The following is a 17093-nucleotide window of genomic DNA, read 5'->3' as shown; positions in this document are numbered from 1 at the left end:
GAGGGGACTCGGCGTCTAAGCGAGGTACCGACTCAGGAGCGCGATCTGCACGGCACACACGGCGACGAAGACGATCCACTGCCGGACCAGAGGCCAGCGCCTCGCCAACGCCACGACCGCGAGGGTCATCCCGGCCAGGCCTGCGCCGACGCACACGACCGTCACGCCTGGTTCGCCGGACAGTGCACCGCCCAGTCCGACCACGAACGAGAACAGCATCGCCCCGAGGAAAGCTTGATTCCGCAGCAACCCCTCGGCGAGTGCACCGGCGAGCACCGCCCACCAGCCGACCCGTCCCATGTGCCCGTGCTCGGCCGCGCGCGCCGGCCCCTCCTCGACATCCCCCGTCATACCGCGAGCGTAGCCCGGCTCCGTCCGGAACGCGGTGCGGCGTGTCGGGCGACCGCGTGGCACGGGGAGGGGCGCGCCTGGCACGATGTGAGCCGTGCAACCGAGTCCCACGCCACCCGCCATTCCGGTTCCGCTGTCGACGCGCGCGCCGCGCCGGGTGCGGGTGATGGCGATGGTTCTGCTCGCGGTGCTGGTCGGGCCGGTGCTGGCGGGGTGCCTGCGGGTGCAGGTGTCGATGGGTGTGTCGTCGAACGACCGGGTGTCGGGGCGGATCGTGGCCGCCGTGGTGCCCGCCAGTGCCGAGGACAAGGGCCCGGAGCTGAAGGCGCCGGAGTCGCTGGCCGCGAAGGTGCGGGTGGAGCCCTACAACCAGGACGGGTACGTGGGCTCCAAGGTGTTCTTCGAGGACCTCTCGTTCGGCGAGGTGACGCAGCTGGGCCTGCTGTCGGAGCAGACGCAGGGCATGTTCCAGCTCCAGTTCCAGCGCACCGGCGACCTGGTGAGCATGAACGGGCGCGTCGACCTGAAGTCGGTGCCGCCGCACGGCTCGGACGTGCAGTTCACCATCGCGTTCCCGGCCCGCGTGGCCAAGACCAACGGCACCCGCGAGGGCGATTCCACCGTGTCGTGGAAACTGCCGCCCGGTGACGTGTCCACGCTGCGCGCGGAGGTGAGCTACGCCGACCCGAACACCCGCTCGTTCGCGGGCTGGGCGGGCATCGTCGGCGGCGTCACCCTCGCGGTGGCGGCGATCGTGGCCGCGATGGCGTACATGGATCGCAATCCCGCCGTGGCGCACGTGCCCGACCATCAGTTCTCCTGGCGGCGGTGGTGGCGATCGGTTCGCCAGTTCCGCTGAGCGAAACGCTGGTCAGGGCGGGCGCCGCGATCGCGTTGGGCGGTGCGGGCCTGGCCCTGGTCAACCGGCTGACGGTGCGTCGGCTGCCGCGCGGGGTGGCCGCGGTGGAACCCGTCACGGTCTGCGTGCCCGCCCGCGACGAGGTGACGCGCCTGCCCGCGCTGATCGCCGACCTGCGCGCCCAAGTGGGCGTCCCGAACTTGCGAGTGCTGATCCTCGATGACGGCTCGACCGACGGCACCGCCGACGCCGCCCGCGCGGCCATCGCCGGCGACCCGCGCTGCACGCTGATCCGCGAGGATTCCGGGCCGCCACCCGGCTGGACGGGCAAGGCCTCGGCGTGCGCCCGGCTGGCCGCGCGCACCGACGCGCCTGTGCTCGTGTTCGTCGACGCCGATGTGCGGCTGGCTCCGCAGGCGGTGGCCGCCGCCGTGGCCGAACTGCGGGCCCGCCGGGCGGCGCTGGTCTCGCCCTGGCCGCGGCAGCTCGCCGGGACCGCGCGGGAGGCGCTGGTGCAGCCGCTGCTGTGCTGGTCGTGGGCCTCGACCCTGCCGGTCGCCCTCGCCGACCGGTCGCGGCGTCCGTCGACGGTGGTGGCGTGCGGGCAGTTCCTGGTGGTGGACGGGGCGGCCTACCGCGCCGTGGGCGGGCACGAGGCGGTCGCGGACAGCCCCACCGAGGATCTGGACCTGGCGCGCGTGCTGCGCCGGGCCGGGCACCGCACTACCGTCGCGGCGGCGGGCACCCTCGCCCGCACCCGCATGTACCGGGGCGCCGAAGAATTGGAGCGCGGCTACACGCGCTGGCTCTGGTCCGCGTACGGCGGTTCACCCGTCGCGGCGGCGGCCGTGGGAACCGTTGCGGCGCTCGGTCATCTGGCGCCGCCCGTGGCGGCGGTGGCCGGGCGCGGATCGATCCGCCGGGCCGGCGCGATCGGTTATGCCGCCTCGGTCGCCGGACGGCTGCTGGCGCGCTCCCTGGAGTCCGGCGGCACCGTCACCGGCGCGGATTGCCTTGCGGCGCTGGCCCACCCGCTGTCGGTGGCCGAGTACCTGGCGCTCACCGCACGCTCCCATCGCGCGCGGAGACGGGGTGCGCTGCGCTGGAAAGGCCGCCCGCTGGTGTCCACCGCACCCGATCCCACTGCCCTACCCCGCCGCGAAATGCCCTGACCTGCCCGGTCGTTCGCTGCTGTTCGTGCGCAACGTGGGTCGCTCGATGACCTCGAAACCCATTCTCGACAAGGACGGCACCGCCTTCGGCCTGTGAAGCTGCGGACGTCCGCGCACCCGCGCCGGTTCCGGGGAACGAGACCCGGCGAGTAGGTGCTCGCGCGCCAGGTCGTCAAGCGGCCGCTCGACGAGAGCGAGGGGCGCGGCGTCTTCGCCTAGGGGGCCGGAGCCGGAGACCAGTCCGGCCAAGGCGCCCGTCGCGACGCGGTTCGGGGCGCTGGGAGAAGGCGCCGGCCTGCAGTTCGGTGCTGAGCAGCGGGGCGAGCTGGTGCGGGTCGCCGGAGGCCAGGACTCGATCGCGACGCCGGGAGAACCCCCGGCCGCACGCGCCCGGACAGCTCCGCTCCGCCGTGCCCCGCAAATTCGGGGCTTCACCGCCTCACCGGTGGCGACCTGCGCATTTCGCCGTCTAGTCCGTGCCGGAAAGGTTGCCCTGGGTTGCCCGGCGGCACGACATGGGGAAGGCTTGCCGCGGAGCGCAGTTCGTTCAGGAGTGTCATGAATCTGCTCACGATGGCGAGGATCGCGGCCGTGCCGGTCAGCCTGTGGCTGCTCATCGCCTTGATCGCCAATCCCGAGTACCGCACCCACAACATCTTCACCGTGCCCGATTTCGGGTTCTCCCTCTACCTGCTCGCGGTGGCGGCGCTGCCCACCCGCATCGCCGCGCCCGCCCTCACCGCGGGCTTCTGCTTCGGCGCGGGCGTCATCACCGTCGCCGCCATCGACCGCTTCGACCGCGGTGACACCGCCCAAGGCGCGCTGAACCTGCTGATCGTCGCGGCCTACCTGGTGGTGGCGACCTTGCTGCTGCGCAGGCAAGCGCGCACCAGCCAAGTCGAAACCGCACGAGCCGAAGCCGCACCCGCCGGGGTACCTGCCGCCTGAGCGGGCGCTCGGCTGTGCCTCGGAATCCGGGCCGATCAGCCGGTGGCTGGGGGTCGTCGTGGCCCATTCGGTCGACGCGATCCCGCCACCACGCAAGCGAACACGCACCGGCCGGCCGGGACCACGCGAGCCGAGGCATCCGCTACCTGAGCACCTGCGACCCCATCTCGGAGTCCGACCCCATCTCGGAGCCGCCGATCGTCATCCGGCAAGGCCGGGGAAGGACCGCAACCCACGGACGACGCGGCCCCGGATCGGACTTCGCCTCAGCCCCTACGGCACCGTCGTGATGCCGACGGTGGGCAGGAAGAAGCAGGAGCGCCCGCCGTTGTCGACGGTGCCGAAGACCGCGGCCAGCACCGTGCCCTGTCCGGTGTCGACCGGGACCGCGCGGATGCCGCCGACCGGCAGCGCCGCGAGGAAGAACTCGGCGATGGCGCGCTCGGCCTGCGGGCGCAGTTCGGCGGGGATCTGCGGCGGGATCATGCCGCGGAAGATCTCCGCGATCGGGCCCATGGCGGCCACGCCGCCCCGCCCGTTGCTGACGTTGAACCACGCCACCTGCATCCCGGCGGTGTTCCCGCTCTCGGGGCCCAGGCCCACCGGGATGAACGTGAACAGGGTCTGACCGGCCTTCACGGCCGTGAGATCCAGGCCGGGCACGGCGATGTTCGTCTTCGGCCACGGGCCGGGCACGGCTCCCGCCACCGCCGGGACCAGGCCCAGCGCCGAACCGTCGGCGCAGAACGCGGCCGCCGTGGGATACAGGAACGGGTCGATGCCGAGGCCGCGCAACACCTGGACGGTGCTGTCGTAGGCGGCGAACAGATCCCCGGGTGTCGCGGCCTGGTGCCTGCCGGGTGGTTCCGGGGCCGCGGCCGGTATCGCGGCGGCGGGCGCGGCCAGCGCGGCGGTCAGGGCGACCGCTCCGGTGGCGAGGGCGGCGAAACGGGGCAGGCGGTGCAACACGGCCACGGCGGACCTCCTCATCGGCGGCACGATGAGCAGACAGACTACTCCCGCAAACGCCGGACGCAGCCGTTTTCGGCGGTGGCAAATTCTCCGGCGCGTCGTGGCGCCGGGGCGAGAGAGCCGGTCGGCGTAGGGAACAGCACCGACCGGCGCGGGTAATGATCACGCCGGCGGGCCCGCGGGACCAGGGCTGGGCTCAGCCTGATTTCTACCCTTGCCGGTGAGTTGCCGCGCTTCGCATGATGTTTCGGCCAGACCCTGCTGCGCCCGGCGCACGGGGCCGGGCACACCCATCCAGAGCGACCGAGAGACCTGGCTCACCGACGTCGCAGCAACCCCCCGGTCACCGGGTGCGGGTGCTTCCGCCGGGACCGATGGAGGACTGCATGACGCGAACCGCGAACGCCCGCAGGGCCGGCCGACAGCACGGCTGCTGTCGGCGCTGACCACAGCGACCGACCGCACCAGACCCGCCCCGCGGGTGGCGACGGATCCCACCGCCGCCGTCTGAGTTCTCCGAAGGATTTCCCATGAGTGCGCCTCCCGCACCCGAAGCCCCCCTCCACGATGATCGCGCCGACCCCGCACCGCCCGCCGCCGAGCAGGCGGCCGACGGCGACGCGCCCCATACCGGCGTCGCGACCCGCGACGCCGTCACCCGCGCCGACACCGCCCCGACGGTCGCCCGCACGCGGCATCCGTGGCGGTGGGTGATCAGTGTCATAGCGCTGATCCTGCTCGCCCAGTTCCTGCACGGCCTGGTCACCAATCCCGGCTGGGACTGGCCGACGTTCGCCGCCTACTTCACCGCCGAGTCGATCTTCGCCGCGCTGCGCGTGACGCTGGAGCTCACGCTGTGGGGCACGGTGCTCGGCTTCTTCATCGGCACCCTGCTCGCGATCGCGCGGCTGTCGAACAACCCGGTGCTGAGCACCATCGCCTGGTCCTATATCTGGGCGTTCCGCTCGATCCCGCTCATCGTGCAGTTGCTGTTCTGGTTCAATATCGCCTACCTGTATCAGACGCTCTCGCTGGGCATTCCGTTCGGACCGGCGTTCCTCACCTTCGAGGTCAACGGCGTGATCAGCGGTTTCACCGCCGCCGTGATCGGTCTGGCGCTGCATCAGGCGGCGTATTCGGCCGAGATCATCCGCGCCGGGCTCATCTCGGTGGACCCGGGACAGCTGGAAGCGTCGGCGGCGCTGGGCATTCCGCGGTGGCGCCAGTTCCGCACCATCGTGCTGCCGCAGGCGATGCGCTCGATCCTGCCCAACGCCACGAACGAGGTGATCAGCCTGTTCAAGGGCACCTCGATCGTGTCGGTGATGGCGATCGCCGAGCTGTTCTACCAGGTGCAGGTGATCTACGGCCGCAACGGCCGGGTGGTGCCGCTGCTGATGGTGGCCACGTTCTGGTACATCGTGCTCACCACGATCCTCACCGTGGCGCAGTTCTACATCGAGCGCCACTACGCGAAGGGCGCGCACCGCACGCCGCCGCCCACGCCCTTGCAGAAGTTCCGGTGGCGGCTGCGTGAACTCGCCGCCGCCGCGAACGCGCCGCGGGGAGCCACCCGATGAGCGCCGCCGTGGAAGTGCGCGGCGTGCGCAAGTCGTACGGGCGCACCGAGATCCTGCACGGCATCGATCTCACCGTGCGGTCGGGCGAAGTGGTCGCGGTGATCGGCCCGTCGGGCTCGGGCAAGTCGACCCTGCTGCGGGTGCTCAACCACCTGGAACCGGTGGACGCGGGCACCGTGCACATCGACGGCGAGCTGATCGGATATCGCCTGCGCCGCAATAACACCCTGTATCCGCTGCCGGATCGCGAAGTGCGCAAACAGCGTTCGCGCATCGGGTTCGTGTTCCAGCAGTTCAATCTGTTCCCGCATCTCACCGTGCTCGACAACGTCACCATCGCCCCGCTCACCGCGCAGCGCCGTCCGCGCGCCGAAGTGGAGCGCGAGGCGCGCACCCTGCTGGACCGGGTGGGCATCGGCGAACTCGCCGGCGCGTATCCGCGCCGGTTGTCGGGCGGACAGCAGCAACGCGTCGCGATCGCACGGGCACTCGCGTTGCGGCCCGGGGTGATCCTGTTCGACGAGCCGACCTCGGCGCTGGACCCCGAACTCGTCGGCGAGGTGCTCGACGTGATCCGCGGCCTGGCCGACGACGGCACCGCCCTGGTGATCGTCACCCACGAGATCGGTTTCGCCCGCGAGATCGCCGACACCGTGGTCTTCCTCGACGGCGGCGTGATCGTCGAACAGGGCCCGCCCGCCGAGGTGCTCGGCGACCCGAAACATCCCCGCACCCGAGCCTTTCTCTCCCGCGTCCACTGAGCTCCGCTCCCCGTACGAACAGGTCATCGATGAAGTTCACCGCCCTCGCCGGAATCGTCGCCGCGACAGCGCTGCTGCTGTCGGGTTGCACGAATCCGAGCGAAGACAGCCAGGTTTCGCCCGACGGCACCGTCGCGTTCGATCTCTCCCCCGAGCAGGCCGGGCGCGTGCGCGCCGGCAAGGTCGACGAGATCGCCGCCCAAGTGCCGCAGGCGATCCGCGATCGCGGCACCCTGATCGTCACCGGCTCCGCGGGCACCGCGCCGCCGCTGCGCTTCTACGCCACCGACGACCGCACCGTGGTCGGCTCCGAGGTCGATTTCGCCTCGCTCGTCGCCGATATCCTGGGGCTGCGCCTCGAGGTGGCGGTGGCGGACTGGTCGAACAACTTCGTGCGCGTGGACTCCGGTGAGGTGGACGCGTTCGTCTCCAACGTGACCGTCACCGAGGAGCGCAAGGAGAAGTACGACTTCGCCACCTACCGCAAGGACGACGTCGCGCTGGAGGTGCCGAACCAGAGCGATCTGGACTACCAGGACCGGACCAGCCTGGCGGGCAAGCGGATCGCCGTCGGCAGCGGCACCAATCAGGAACAGCTGCTGGTCGAGTGGGACGAGCAGAACCAGGCCGAGGGACTGCCCGCCATCGACATCGCCTACTTCGAGAAGGCCTCCGATGTGTACCTGGCGCTGGCCTCGCAGCGCATCGACGGCTACATCGGGCCCAACCCGTCGGCCGTCTATCACGTGGCCACGGCCGGGCAGACCAAGATCGTGGCCACCTTCTCCGGCGCGGGCGAAGACCTCCAGGGCGAGATCGGCGTGCTCACCAAGAAGGACAACGGCCTGATCGGCCCGGTGCACAAGGCGCTTCAGCACGCCATCGACTCCGGGCTCTACCAGCAGGTCATCGACCGGTGGGGCCTGCAGACCGAGGTCGTGGACCAGACGCGGATCAATCCGCCCGGACTGCCGAAGAAGTAGCGCGATGACACGAGGTCTGGTCACCACACGGCGATCGCACTGGGTCGCCCAGGATCATCCGCTGGCCGCGCCGCTGCTGGCGGAGCTGGCCATCGAGTACAGCACCCGCTACGAGCGCTCCCCCGGCGCGATGCACGCCTCGCTGGTGGAGTACCCGGCCGAGCGGTTCGCGCCGCCGCACGGCGGGCTGCTGGTGATCACGGTCGACTCGGAACCGGTGGCGGGCGGCGCCTTCCAGCGCTACGACCACGACACCGCCGAGCTGAAGCGGATCTGGACCGCGCGCGAACACCGCAGGCGGGGCCTCGGGCGGCACGTGCTGGACGAGCTGGAAACCGAGATCGCCCGGCGCGGCTACCGCCGGATCTACCTCACCACCGGTCCGCGCCAGCCCGAAGCGGTCGGCCTGTACCTGGCCGCGGGCTACACCGCGCTCTACGACCCGGACCTGCCCGCCGAGGAGATCGGCCCGCACCCGTTCGAAAAGCCGCTGCCGACCGCGCCCGAGTCGCGCTGCCCCCGCCCGAGTCGTCCCCTGGACGGTGAACGCGCCGTCCGCGAAACCATTGGAGTTGCACAGTGATCCGACCTCGCCACCGTCTAGTCGCGCTGGCCGCGACGTTCGCCGCGGTCACCGCGGTGGCCGCCTGCGGTAGCGACTCGTCCGCGCCGGGCGGCGGTGACGCGGGCCCGCCGCAGCCGGGCGGCACCCTGCGCTACGGACTGTCGCAGGCGCCGACCTGCTCGGACCCGGCGCAGTCGGGCACCAACCAGACCCTGTACGTGACCAGGCAGATCGTGGACTCGCTCACCGATCAGGACCCCGAGACCGGCGAGATCGTACCGTGGCTGGCGCGCAGCTGGGAGGTGTCGCCGGACGCGAAGGTGTTCACCTTCCGTCTGGCCGAGGGCGTCACATTCAGCGACGGCACCCCGGTGACGGCCGACTCGGTGCGCAACACCTTCGATTCGATCATCCGGCTGGGCGGGGCCGAAGCGCCCTTGGCCACCAGCTATCTCACCAACTACGTGGGCACCACGGCGGTGGACCCGCTCACCGCGCGAGTGGAGTTCAGCGCGCCCAACGCGCAGTTCCTCCAGGCCTCGTCCACGCCGCAGCTCGGCATCCTCGCCGACGCGACCACCGCGAAGAACGCCGAAGAACGCTGCCTCGGCGACAATATCGGCAGCGGTCCGTTCACCTACGCGGGCTGGCGCCAGGAGCAGTCGGCGACGCTGGCCAAACGCGCCGGATACGACTGGGGCTCCGACGTTTTCGCCCACGACGGCGAGGCGTACCTGGACCGGATCGAATTCACCGTCGTCCCCGAATCCGGCGTGCGCACCGGCAGTCTCACCTCGGGCCAGCTCGACGCCGTCAGCGACGCGCTGCCCCAGGACCTGCCGCTGCTGGAGGCGGCCGGCGCGAGCCTGCTGACCACCGTGAACCCGGGAGTGCCGTTCGGCCTGCAACCCAACGTGACTCGCGGCCCGCTGCGCGATCCGGCGGTGCGCCAGGCGCTGCTGCCCGCGCTCAACCGCCAGGAGCTGGTGGACACGGTGCTCGGCCCGCAGTTCAACGCGGCCACCGGCCCGCTGGCCAGCACCACGCCCGGCTACTCGGACCTCTCGGCGCGTACCGGCTACGACCCTGACAAGGCGCGCACGATCCTCGACGACGCGGGCTGGGTGCCCGGCGGTGACGGCATCCGCGAAAAGGACGGCCAGCGCCTGGAATTCGGCGTGCTCTACAGCGGGGCGTTCGCGGGCAACCAGGCGATCCTCGAACTGGTGCAGCAGCAGTTGCGCCAGGTCGGCGTCGCGCTGCGGCTGGACCTGGTCGCCGGCGCCGAGGCGACGGCTCGCCAGAACGCCAAGGACTACGACACCATCTACTACAACGTCACCCGGGCCGACGGTGACATCCTGCGCACCCAGTTCAGCGTCGACGCGCGCAACCTCAATGTGCGCGAACGTATCCCGGCGCTGGACGATCTGCTGATCCAGCAGCTGGCCACCGGTGACGCCGGCGAGCGGGCCGAGCTGGTGCGCGCCGCGCAGGAACGCATCCTCGACGAGGGACTGTGGGTGCCGACCATCGAGCTCTCCCAGGCGATCGGTGTCGCGCCGAACACCAGGGACGTGACGTTCGAGGCGTCGGCCCGGTTGCAGTTCTTCGACACCTGGCTGAGCGGGCGCTGAGCCGTGGCGCGCTATCTGGCCCTGCGGGTCTTCCAAGCGATCTGGGTGCTGTGGGCGGCGTTCACGGCCTCGTTCATCGTGCTGTACCTGCTGCCCGCCGACCCGGTGTCGCTCGCCGCCGAGGGCGGCGGCGGGGCGGGCACCCCCGTGGACCAGGCGGCGATCGCCGAACTCCAGGCCCGCTACGGGCTGGACCGCCCGCTGTGGGAGCAGTACCTCACCGCGCTCGGCAACGCGGTGCGCGGCGACTTCGGGCTGTCCATCGCGACCGGGCAGCCCGTCACTGACGCCATCGGCGAGGCGTTGCCCTCGACGCTCGGACTCACGGCGCTGGCGCTGCTGTTCGCCGTCGCCGGGGGCGTCGCGCTGGCGCTCGCCGCCACCTACACCCGGGTGCCCTGGCTGAAGACCCTGCTGACCTCGTTGCCGCCCTTGGGCGTTTCGGTGCCGACCTTCTGGACCGGCCTGATCCTGTTGCAGCTGTTCTCGTTCCACTGGCAGCTGGCGCCCGCGTTCGGCGGGCAGGGGTTGCGCGGCACCGTGCTGCCCGCGGTGACGCTGGCGCTGCCGATCGGCGCGGTGATCGCGCAGGTGCTGGTGGCGGGACTGGAATCGACGTGGCGGCAACCGTTCGCGGAAGTCGCGCTGGCCAAGGGCGCGTCGCGCTGGTGGGTGCTGCGCAGGCACGTCGCGCGGCCCGCCGCGATTCCCGCGCTCACCATCGCCGGCGTGCTCACCGGCAACCTGCTGGCCGGGTCGGTGGTGGTGGAGGCGGTGTTCGCCCGCGCGGGCGTGGGCAGGCTCACCCAGACCGCCGTGCTGGCCCAGGACATTCCGGTGGTGCAGGGCATCGTGCTGCTCAGCGCGCTGATCTTCGTCACGGTGAACCTCGCGGTGGACCTGCTGTACCCGCTGCTGGACCCGCGCATCGCCGGGACCGGCGGCCGGGCGGTCACCGCGGAGGCCGAGGACCTCGCGGAGGAGGTGGTCGTCCGTGCGTGAACTACGTCCGGTGCACACGGTGATCGAGGAGGGCCCGTGGTCGAGGTAGCCGAACACACCGCGGTGGCGGTCGCGCGCACGCCGGAATCCGTTCCGCGCCTGCGGTTCCTGCGCGCGAACGCCGGTCTGATCCTGGCGGCGGCGGTGGTGCTGCTCGCCCTGGGCTGGGCGCTGGTGCCCTCGGTGTTCGCCTCCGGCGACCCGCTGACCGGCGTGCCCGCCGAGAAGTTCCAATCGCCCAGCGCCCAGCACTGGTTCGGCACCGACAATCTGGGCCGCGACCTCTACACCCGCGTGGTGCACGCGGCCGGGTTGTCGCTCACCGCGACCGTGTCGGCGGTGGCGATCGCGCTCGTCGCGGGGTCGCTGCTCGGGCTGGTGGCCGGTGCGGCGGGCGGCATCGTGGACGCGGTGACCATGCGCGTGGTGGACGTGCTGCTGTCCATCCCGGCGCTGCTGCTCTCGCTGGCGCTGGTGACCGTGCTCGGCTTCGGCACCCGCAATGTGGCGATCGCCGTGGGTGTTTCGCTCATCGCCAACTTCGCGCGGGTGATGCGCTCGGAAGTGCTGCGGGTGCGCCAGTCCGTGTTCGTGGAGGCCGCGCACGCGTCGGGGGTGCGCTGGTACACGGTGCTGTTGCGCCACGTGCTGCCGAATTCCTTCCAGCCCGTGGTGGCGCTGGCCGCCGTCGAGTTCGGCATGGCGGTGCTGGCCGTCTCGGCGCTGAGCTTCCTCGGGTACGGCGCCAAACCGCCCACCCCCGAATGGGGTTCGCTGCTGTCGGAGGGACGCAATTTCATCGCGACCGCCTGGTGGATGACCACCCTGCCCGGCCTGGTCATCGTCGCCGTCGTGCTCGCCGCCCAGTACCTCGGCCGCGCCGCCCAAAGGAGCAACCACCCGTGAGCACCACGCGATCCGAAACACGCGCCGCTGTCCGCGAATCGGCCGGCGGGGAGGAAGGTCAGCAGGCCGGCCGGGAATCCGGGCCCGTGGCGCCCGCGACATCGACGGTGGGAGAGCGGAAACCGAGCGCGGAAGCGAATGCCGATCGGTCGACCGGCGAGGTGTCCGATGACCGGTCATCCGCCGGATCGACCGAGACGCGACCGGCCTCGCGCGCGGCGGGAACGCCCGCGACCAACGGTGCGGGCCCCGCGAGCGCGACGGTGACGCGGGAGGAGGCCGCCGACGTCGACGCCCGAACTCCCGGCGAGGGCGAGACCGGCCGGAACGGCACACCGGATTCGGCACCGGAGTCCGGGCGCGGCGCGGATCGCGACGATCCCGGCGCCGACGGTGGCCGCGACGAGTTGCTGCGCGTCGAGGATCTGCGCGTCGAGTACAAGTCCGGGTCCGGCCCGGTGGTGGCGCTCGACGGCGCCACGGTGCGGGTGGCGCGCGGTGAGGTGGTGGCGCTGGTCGGTGAATCCGGTTCGGGGAAGTCGACTTTGGCGCACGCCGTGATCGGGCTGCTGGGCGGCAGCGGGCAGGTCACCGGTGGCGTGGTGACGTTCGACGGCGAACGGGTGCGGACCGAGTCGGAGAAGGCGCTGCGCAAACTGCGCGGTGCGCGCATCGGATTCGTGCCGCAGGACCCCGGCTTGTCGCTGAATCCCGTACGGCGCGTGGGCGATCAGGTGGCCGAGGCGCTGCTCGTACACCGACGCGCCGACCGGCGGGGCGCGCGGCTGAAGGCCGTCGACCTGCTCACCGAGGTCGGCCTCGACCGGCCCGAGATGCGCGCCGAGCAGTATCCGCACGAACTGTCCGGCGGCCAGCGCCAGCGGGTGCTCATCGCCATCGCGCTGGCCTGCGGCCCGGACCTGATCATTGCCGACGAGCCGACCAGCGCGCTCGACGCCACGGTGGCGCGCCGCGTGCTGGACCGGCTCGCCGAGCGCACCGCCGCGCGCGGCACCGCCGTCCTGCTCATCACCCACGACCTGGCCATGGCCGCCGAGCGCGCCGACCGGCTCGTGGTGCTCAACGGGGGCCGCGTGGTGGAATCCGGGCCCGCCGCGGACATTCTCGCCGCGCCCGAGCACCCGTACACGAAGCGGCTGCTCGCCTCCGCGCCGAGCCTGGTCCCCACCCCGTTCCGCACGCCGCGCCCCGACGCGGGCGAGCCCCTGCTGGAACTGCGCGACGTGCACAAGCGCTTCGCCGCCCGTTCCGGCGAGGACATCACCGCCGTCGACGGCGTCGGCTTCACCCTGCGGCGCGGCGAAACCCTGGCGCTGGTGGGCGAATCCGGCTCCGGCAAGTCCACCACGGCGCGGATCGCGTTGCGGCTCACCGACCCCGATCGCGGCCATGTGAGCTTCGACGGCGAGGACATCACCGCCGCCCGACGCGGCCGGCTGCGGGCGCTGCGCCGCCGATTCCAGGTGGTGTACCAGAATCCGTACTCCTCGCTGGACCCGCGCTGGCGGGTGGGCTCGATCATCGAGGAACCGTTGCGCGCCTACGGGATCGGCGACCGGGCCGAGCGCAAGGAGCGGGTGCGCGAACTGCTGAACCAGGTCGCCCTGCCCGAGTCCTACGCCGACCGCAGGCCCGCCGAACTCTCCGGCGGCCAGCGCCAGCGCATCGCCATCGCCAGGGCCCTGGCCCTGCGGCCGGACCTGCTGGTCCTCGACGAGCCGGTCTCGGCGCTGGACGCGTCGGTGCAGGCGCAGATCCTCGAACTGCTCGACGGCCTGCAAGCCGATCTGGCGCTGAGCTACCTGTTCATCTCCCACGACCTGGCCGTGGTGCGCCGCATCAGCGACCACGTGGCCGTGCTGCGGCGCGGCCGCATCGTCGAAACCGGCCGCACCGCCGAGATCTTCGAGCACCCGCGCCACGACTACACCAAGGAACTGCTGGCGGCGATCCCCGTCCCGAGAAAGGCCGCCTGATGACCCCCCACACCGAAAGGCCCGCGCTGATGCCGGATCCCGATTTCCTCCTCGCCGTGGAACCGGTGGGCACGGGCGCCCACCCAGCCTCCTGGCGGCGCGCGGACTCCCGCGCCGAAGACCTGTTCACCGCGGGCTACTGGGTGGACGTCCTGGTGGCGGCCGAACGCGCCGGCCTCGACGCGGTGTTCCTGCCCGACTCGTTCGCGCTGCAACCCGGCGGCGTGGCCACCGAGAAGGGCAGGCTCGACGCCGTCGCGCTCGCGGCCCGCGCCGCCGCCGCGACCCACCGCATCGGCCTGCTGCCGCAGGCGGCGGTCACGCACACCGAACCGTTCCACCTGTCCAAGGCCGTCGCGAGCCTGGACTTCGCGACGCTCGGCCGCGCCGGCTGGGAGGTGACGGTGTCGGAAGGGCTGGAGCAGGCGAAGGCGTTCGGGCGCAAGGGCGTCCAGTCCGACGCGGAGCTGTGGCACGAAGCGGACGAGGCGATCGAAGTGGTCGGCCGGCTGTGGGATTCGTGGGAGGACGACGCCGAGATCCGCGACGTGGCGACCGGCCGGTTCATCGACCGCGACAAGCTGCACTACATCGAGTTCGCCGGGGACAACTTCGCGGTGAAGGGCCCGTCGATCACGCCGCGCTCCCCGCAGGGGCAGCCGATCGTCGCGATCCGCGCCGACGAGGGCGCGAGCATCCCCGTCGCGGTGCGCCGCGCCGACCTGATCCGTATCGCCCCACCGGATCTCGACGCCGCCCACGCCCGCCGCACCGCGCTGCGCGGGGCGCTGCACGGCGCCGACCGAGATCCCGACGCGGTGCGGGTGCTGCTCGATCTCGACATCCACCTCGCCGAGACCGAGGATCTCGCGCACACCGAACTGGCCCAGCTCGACGCCTGGGCCCCGCACTCCGCACCGGTCCGCCTGCGCCACATCGGCACTCGCGACTCGCTGCGCGCACTGCTCGATTCCGTGCGCGCGTCCGGCGCGGCCGACGGCGTGGTCCTGCGCCCGCTGGCCGTCCCGGCCGCGCTGCGTCAGCTGGGCGAGGCACCTCTGAGCCACGCGGGCGAGACCGACCTCGCCCCCGGACCACGCACGCTGCGCGACCGTCTCGGGCTGCCACGTCCCGTGAGCCGCTACGCCACTCTCCAGGAAGGGGTTTCGTCATGAGTCCCGCGAAGCCACGCAAGACGGTGCATCTGGCCGCGCACTTCCCCGGCGTGAACAACACGACGGTGTGGGCCGATCCGCGCTCGGGCAGCCAGGTCGAGTTCGCGTCCTTCGAGCACCTGGCCCGCACCGCCGAGCGCGGGCTGTTCGACTTCTTCTTCCTCGCCGAGGGCTTGCGCCTGCGCGAGCACCGCGACCGCATCCACGACCTGGACGTCGTCGGGCGGCCCGACACCTTCACCGTGCTGAACGCGCTGGCCGGTGTCACCGAGAAGCTGGGCTTGGCGGGCACCATCAACTCCACCTACAACGAACCGTTCGAGCTGGCCAAGCAGTTCGCCACGCTGGACCACCTCTCCGGCGGGCGCGCCGCCTGGAACGTCGTCACCTCCTCCGACGCGTTCACCGGCGAGAACTTCCGGCGCGGCGGCTATCTCGACCACGCCGACCGGTACCGGCGCGCCGCCGAGGTCGTCGACGTGACGCGCGCGCTGTGGGACAGCTGGTCGGCGGATTCGCTGGTGGTGGACCGCGAGGCCGGAGTGTTCTCCCGCGAGGTCCCCGAAACCCGCCACAAGGGACAGCAATTCGATATCGCCGCCCGGTTCGTGCTCCCGGCGAGTCCGCAGGGCCACCCGGTCCTGTTGCAGGCGGGCGACTCCGACGACGGGCGCGAGTTCGGCGCCGCCACCGCCGACGCCATCTTCACCGGGCACGGCACCCTGGAGGCGGGGCAGGCGTTCTACGCCGACATCAAGGGCCGCCTCGCGAAATACGGTCGCGCGCACGAGGATCTGAAGATCCTGCCCGCCGCGACGTTCGTGCTCGGCGACACCGATGCCGAGGCGCACGAGCGCGCCCGGCACATCCGCCTCCAGCAGGTCGGGCCGCAGACCGCGATCGCGTTCCTCGAACAGGTCTGGGGCCGTGACCTTTCCGAGTACGACCCGGACGGCCCGCTGCCCGACGTGGAACCCTCCGGCGATGTGAACATCACGCGCGGACGGGTGCGCCACGCCAAGGACCCGCGCGCCGTCGCCGACGCCTGGCGGGCCAAGGCCGAGGCCGAGAACCTCAGCATCCGCGAACTGATCATCGAAGTGACGGCGCGCCAGCAGTTCATCGGCACGCCCGCCGCCGTCGCCGCGCAGATCGATGAGTACGTGCAGAACGACGCCGCCGACGGCTTCATTCTCGTGCCGCACCTCACCCCGGGCGGGCTCGACGACTTCGTCGACCGCGTCGTCCCGGAACTCCAGGAGCGTGGCAGCTTCCGCACCGAGTACACCGGCACCACCCTGCGCGACCACCTCGGCCTGCGCCATCCGCAGCACCGCACCACCGTTCACGAAGGAGCCAGAGCGTCATGACCGCCACCACCGCAACCAGTTTCGACACCGAGTGGGCCGCCTGGCGCGCCGCGCGCGAGGACCAGCTGCGCGACCCCCTCGGCTTCCTCAGCCTGACCTCGCTGCACTGGCTGACCGACCAGCCCGAGCGCCTGCCCGGCGTGCCGGGCACCTGGTGGGTGACCGATCAGAAGGTGTTCATCACCGCCCAGCCCGCCGACCGGCTGGTGTTCGAGGGCTCCGACATCGCGGGCGTGCAGATCCTGCACCCGGTCGAGGGCGCGCCGGGCCTACGGGTCCAGCAGGAGAGCCGGGTGCTGGAGGTGATCCGCCGCACCGGGCGCCACGCCGTGCGCGTGCACGACCCCGCCGCGCCCACGCTGGCCGCGTTCGGCGGCATCCCCGCCTACGCGCCCGACCAGCGCTGGGTGATCACCGGCCGCTACGAGGCGTTCGACGAGCCTCGGGATGTCGTCACCGGCGCGGTGGTGGACGGGCTGGAGCATCACCACACCGCCACGGGCACCATCGAATTCACCGTCGGCGCGGTCACCGAGCGGGTGATCGTGTTCGCGGCGGGCGAGCAGCTGCGCTTCCTGTTCACCGACGCCACCGCGGGCGTCACCACCTACCCGGGGGTGCGGGCGCTGACCGTCGGCGCGCCCGAGGCCGACGGGACCGTCGTGCTCGACTTCAACCGCGCGGTGAACCTGCCGTGCGCCTTCACCGACTTCGCGACCTGCCCGATCGCGCCCGCCGAGAACCGGCTGCGGGTGGCGATCGAAGCGGGCGAACAGGATCCGCGCCCCGGCGCCCGCACACAGGAAGGGCGGTAG

16 protein-coding genes and 1 riboswitch are annotated in these 17093 nt (G+C 71.9%); of the genes, 14 read left to right on the top strand and 2 right to left on the bottom strand.

Features of this window, described 5'->3' with window-relative positions; genetic code table 11:
- Window positions 1-15: 15 nt before the first annotated feature.
- Window positions 16-351 (bottom strand): hypothetical protein, encoded by a 336-nt coding sequence (locus OHB21_RS23920; RefSeq protein WP_067511078.1) that lies wholly within the window; start codon window positions 349-351, stop codon window positions 16-18.
- Window positions 352-517: 166 nt separating this feature from the next.
- On the opposite strand from OHB21_RS23920, the gene OHB21_RS23915 reads away from it, so the two are divergent.
- The 3 genes from OHB21_RS23915 to OHB21_RS23900 all read left to right on the top strand — a co-directional run bounded on the left by OHB21_RS23915 (window position 518) and on the right by OHB21_RS23900 (window position 3330).
- Complete coding sequence (locus OHB21_RS23915) at window positions 518-1210, top strand: LppM family (lipo)protein (RefSeq protein WP_084537881.1); 693 nt, start codon at window positions 518-520, stop codon at window positions 1208-1210.
- Window positions 1180-2382, top strand: coding sequence for a glycosyltransferase (locus OHB21_RS23910; RefSeq protein WP_232331808.1), 1203 nt, complete (start codon window positions 1180-1182; stop codon window positions 2380-2382). Before OHB21_RS23915 ends, OHB21_RS23910 begins: the two co-directional genes overlap by 31 nt.
- A 558-nt stretch (window positions 2383-2940) precedes the next feature.
- Window positions 2941-3330 carry a hypothetical protein gene (locus OHB21_RS23900; protein WP_195126008.1) on the top strand — a complete coding sequence of 130 codons (390 nt, stop codon included), beginning with the start codon at window positions 2941-2943 and terminating at the stop codon, window positions 3328-3330.
- 273 nt (window positions 3331-3603) lie between these two features.
- Here the strand turns inward: OHB21_RS23900 and OHB21_RS23895 are convergent, their stop codons facing one another.
- Complete coding sequence (locus OHB21_RS23895; RefSeq protein WP_324192112.1) at window positions 3604-4305, bottom strand: hypothetical protein; 702 nt, start codon at window positions 4303-4305, stop codon at window positions 3604-3606.
- Between the two features lie 284 nt (window positions 4306-4589).
- A riboswitch (SAM riboswitch) is annotated at window positions 4590-4683 on the top strand.
- 149 nt (window positions 4684-4832) lie between these two features.
- On the opposite strand from OHB21_RS23895, the gene OHB21_RS23890 reads away from it, so the two are divergent.
- From OHB21_RS23890 to OHB21_RS23840, 11 genes are all read left to right on the top strand, one after another.
- The gene (locus OHB21_RS23890) at window positions 4833-5882 is read left to right on the top strand and encodes an amino acid ABC transporter permease (RefSeq protein ID WP_084537867.1); all 1050 of its coding nucleotides are present in this window, start codon (window positions 4833-4835) and stop codon (window positions 5880-5882) included.
- Window positions 5879-6643, top strand: a complete 765-nt coding sequence (locus tag OHB21_RS23885; protein ID WP_195126010.1) for an amino acid ABC transporter ATP-binding protein — start codon at window positions 5879-5881, stop codon at window positions 6641-6643. The genes OHB21_RS23890 and OHB21_RS23885 overlap by 4 nt, the downstream gene beginning before the upstream one ends.
- 29 nt (window positions 6644-6672) lie before the next feature.
- On the top strand, window positions 6673-7626 hold the full coding sequence (locus tag OHB21_RS23880) for an ABC transporter substrate-binding protein (RefSeq protein ID WP_067511083.1): 954 nt from the start codon (window positions 6673-6675) through the stop codon (window positions 7624-7626).
- A 4-nt stretch (window positions 7627-7630) separates the two neighbouring features.
- Window positions 7631-8209, top strand: a complete 579-nt coding sequence (locus tag OHB21_RS23875) for a GNAT family N-acetyltransferase (protein WP_084537868.1) — start codon at window positions 7631-7633, stop codon at window positions 8207-8209.
- A complete protein-coding gene (locus OHB21_RS23870) occupies window positions 8206-9828 on the top strand; it encodes an ABC transporter substrate-binding protein (RefSeq protein WP_195126011.1) in 1623 nt (540 codons plus the stop codon). Before OHB21_RS23875 ends, OHB21_RS23870 begins: the two co-directional genes overlap by 4 nt.
- A gap of 3 nt (window positions 9829-9831) precedes the next feature.
- Entirely contained in the window at window positions 9832-10830 is a 999-nt protein-coding gene (locus tag OHB21_RS23865; RefSeq protein ID WP_067511085.1) for an ABC transporter permease, read from the top strand.
- 108 nt (window positions 10831-10938) lie between these two features.
- On the top strand, window positions 10939-11736 hold the full coding sequence (locus OHB21_RS23860; protein WP_084537882.1) for an ABC transporter permease: 798 nt from the start codon (window positions 10939-10941) through the stop codon (window positions 11734-11736).
- 407 nt (window positions 11737-12143) lie between these two features.
- On the top strand, window positions 12144-13733 hold the full coding sequence (locus OHB21_RS23855) for a dipeptide ABC transporter ATP-binding protein (protein ID WP_195126068.1): 1590 nt from the start codon (window positions 12144-12146) through the stop codon (window positions 13731-13733).
- A gap of 29 nt (window positions 13734-13762) precedes the next feature.
- Window positions 13763-14908 carry an LLM class flavin-dependent oxidoreductase gene (locus OHB21_RS23850; protein WP_067511087.1) on the top strand — a complete coding sequence of 382 codons (1146 nt, stop codon included), beginning with the start codon at window positions 13763-13765 and terminating at the stop codon, window positions 14906-14908.
- A complete protein-coding gene (locus OHB21_RS23845) occupies window positions 14905-16278 on the top strand; it encodes an NtaA/DmoA family FMN-dependent monooxygenase (RefSeq protein WP_195126012.1) in 1374 nt (457 codons plus the stop codon). Before OHB21_RS23850 ends, OHB21_RS23845 begins: the two co-directional genes overlap by 4 nt.
- Window positions 16275-17093, top strand: a complete 819-nt coding sequence (locus OHB21_RS23840; RefSeq protein WP_195126013.1) for a DUF1684 domain-containing protein — start codon at window positions 16275-16277, stop codon at window positions 17091-17093. The genes OHB21_RS23845 and OHB21_RS23840 overlap by 4 nt, the downstream gene beginning before the upstream one ends.

It is taken from the genome of Nocardia puris (assembly GCF_036051655.1).
Lineage (GTDB): Bacteria > Actinomycetota > Actinomycetes > Mycobacteriales > Mycobacteriaceae > Nocardia > Nocardia puris.
The sequence above is the reverse complement of the archived record's forward strand: the minus strand, read 5'-3'. Positions and strand labels throughout refer to the sequence as shown.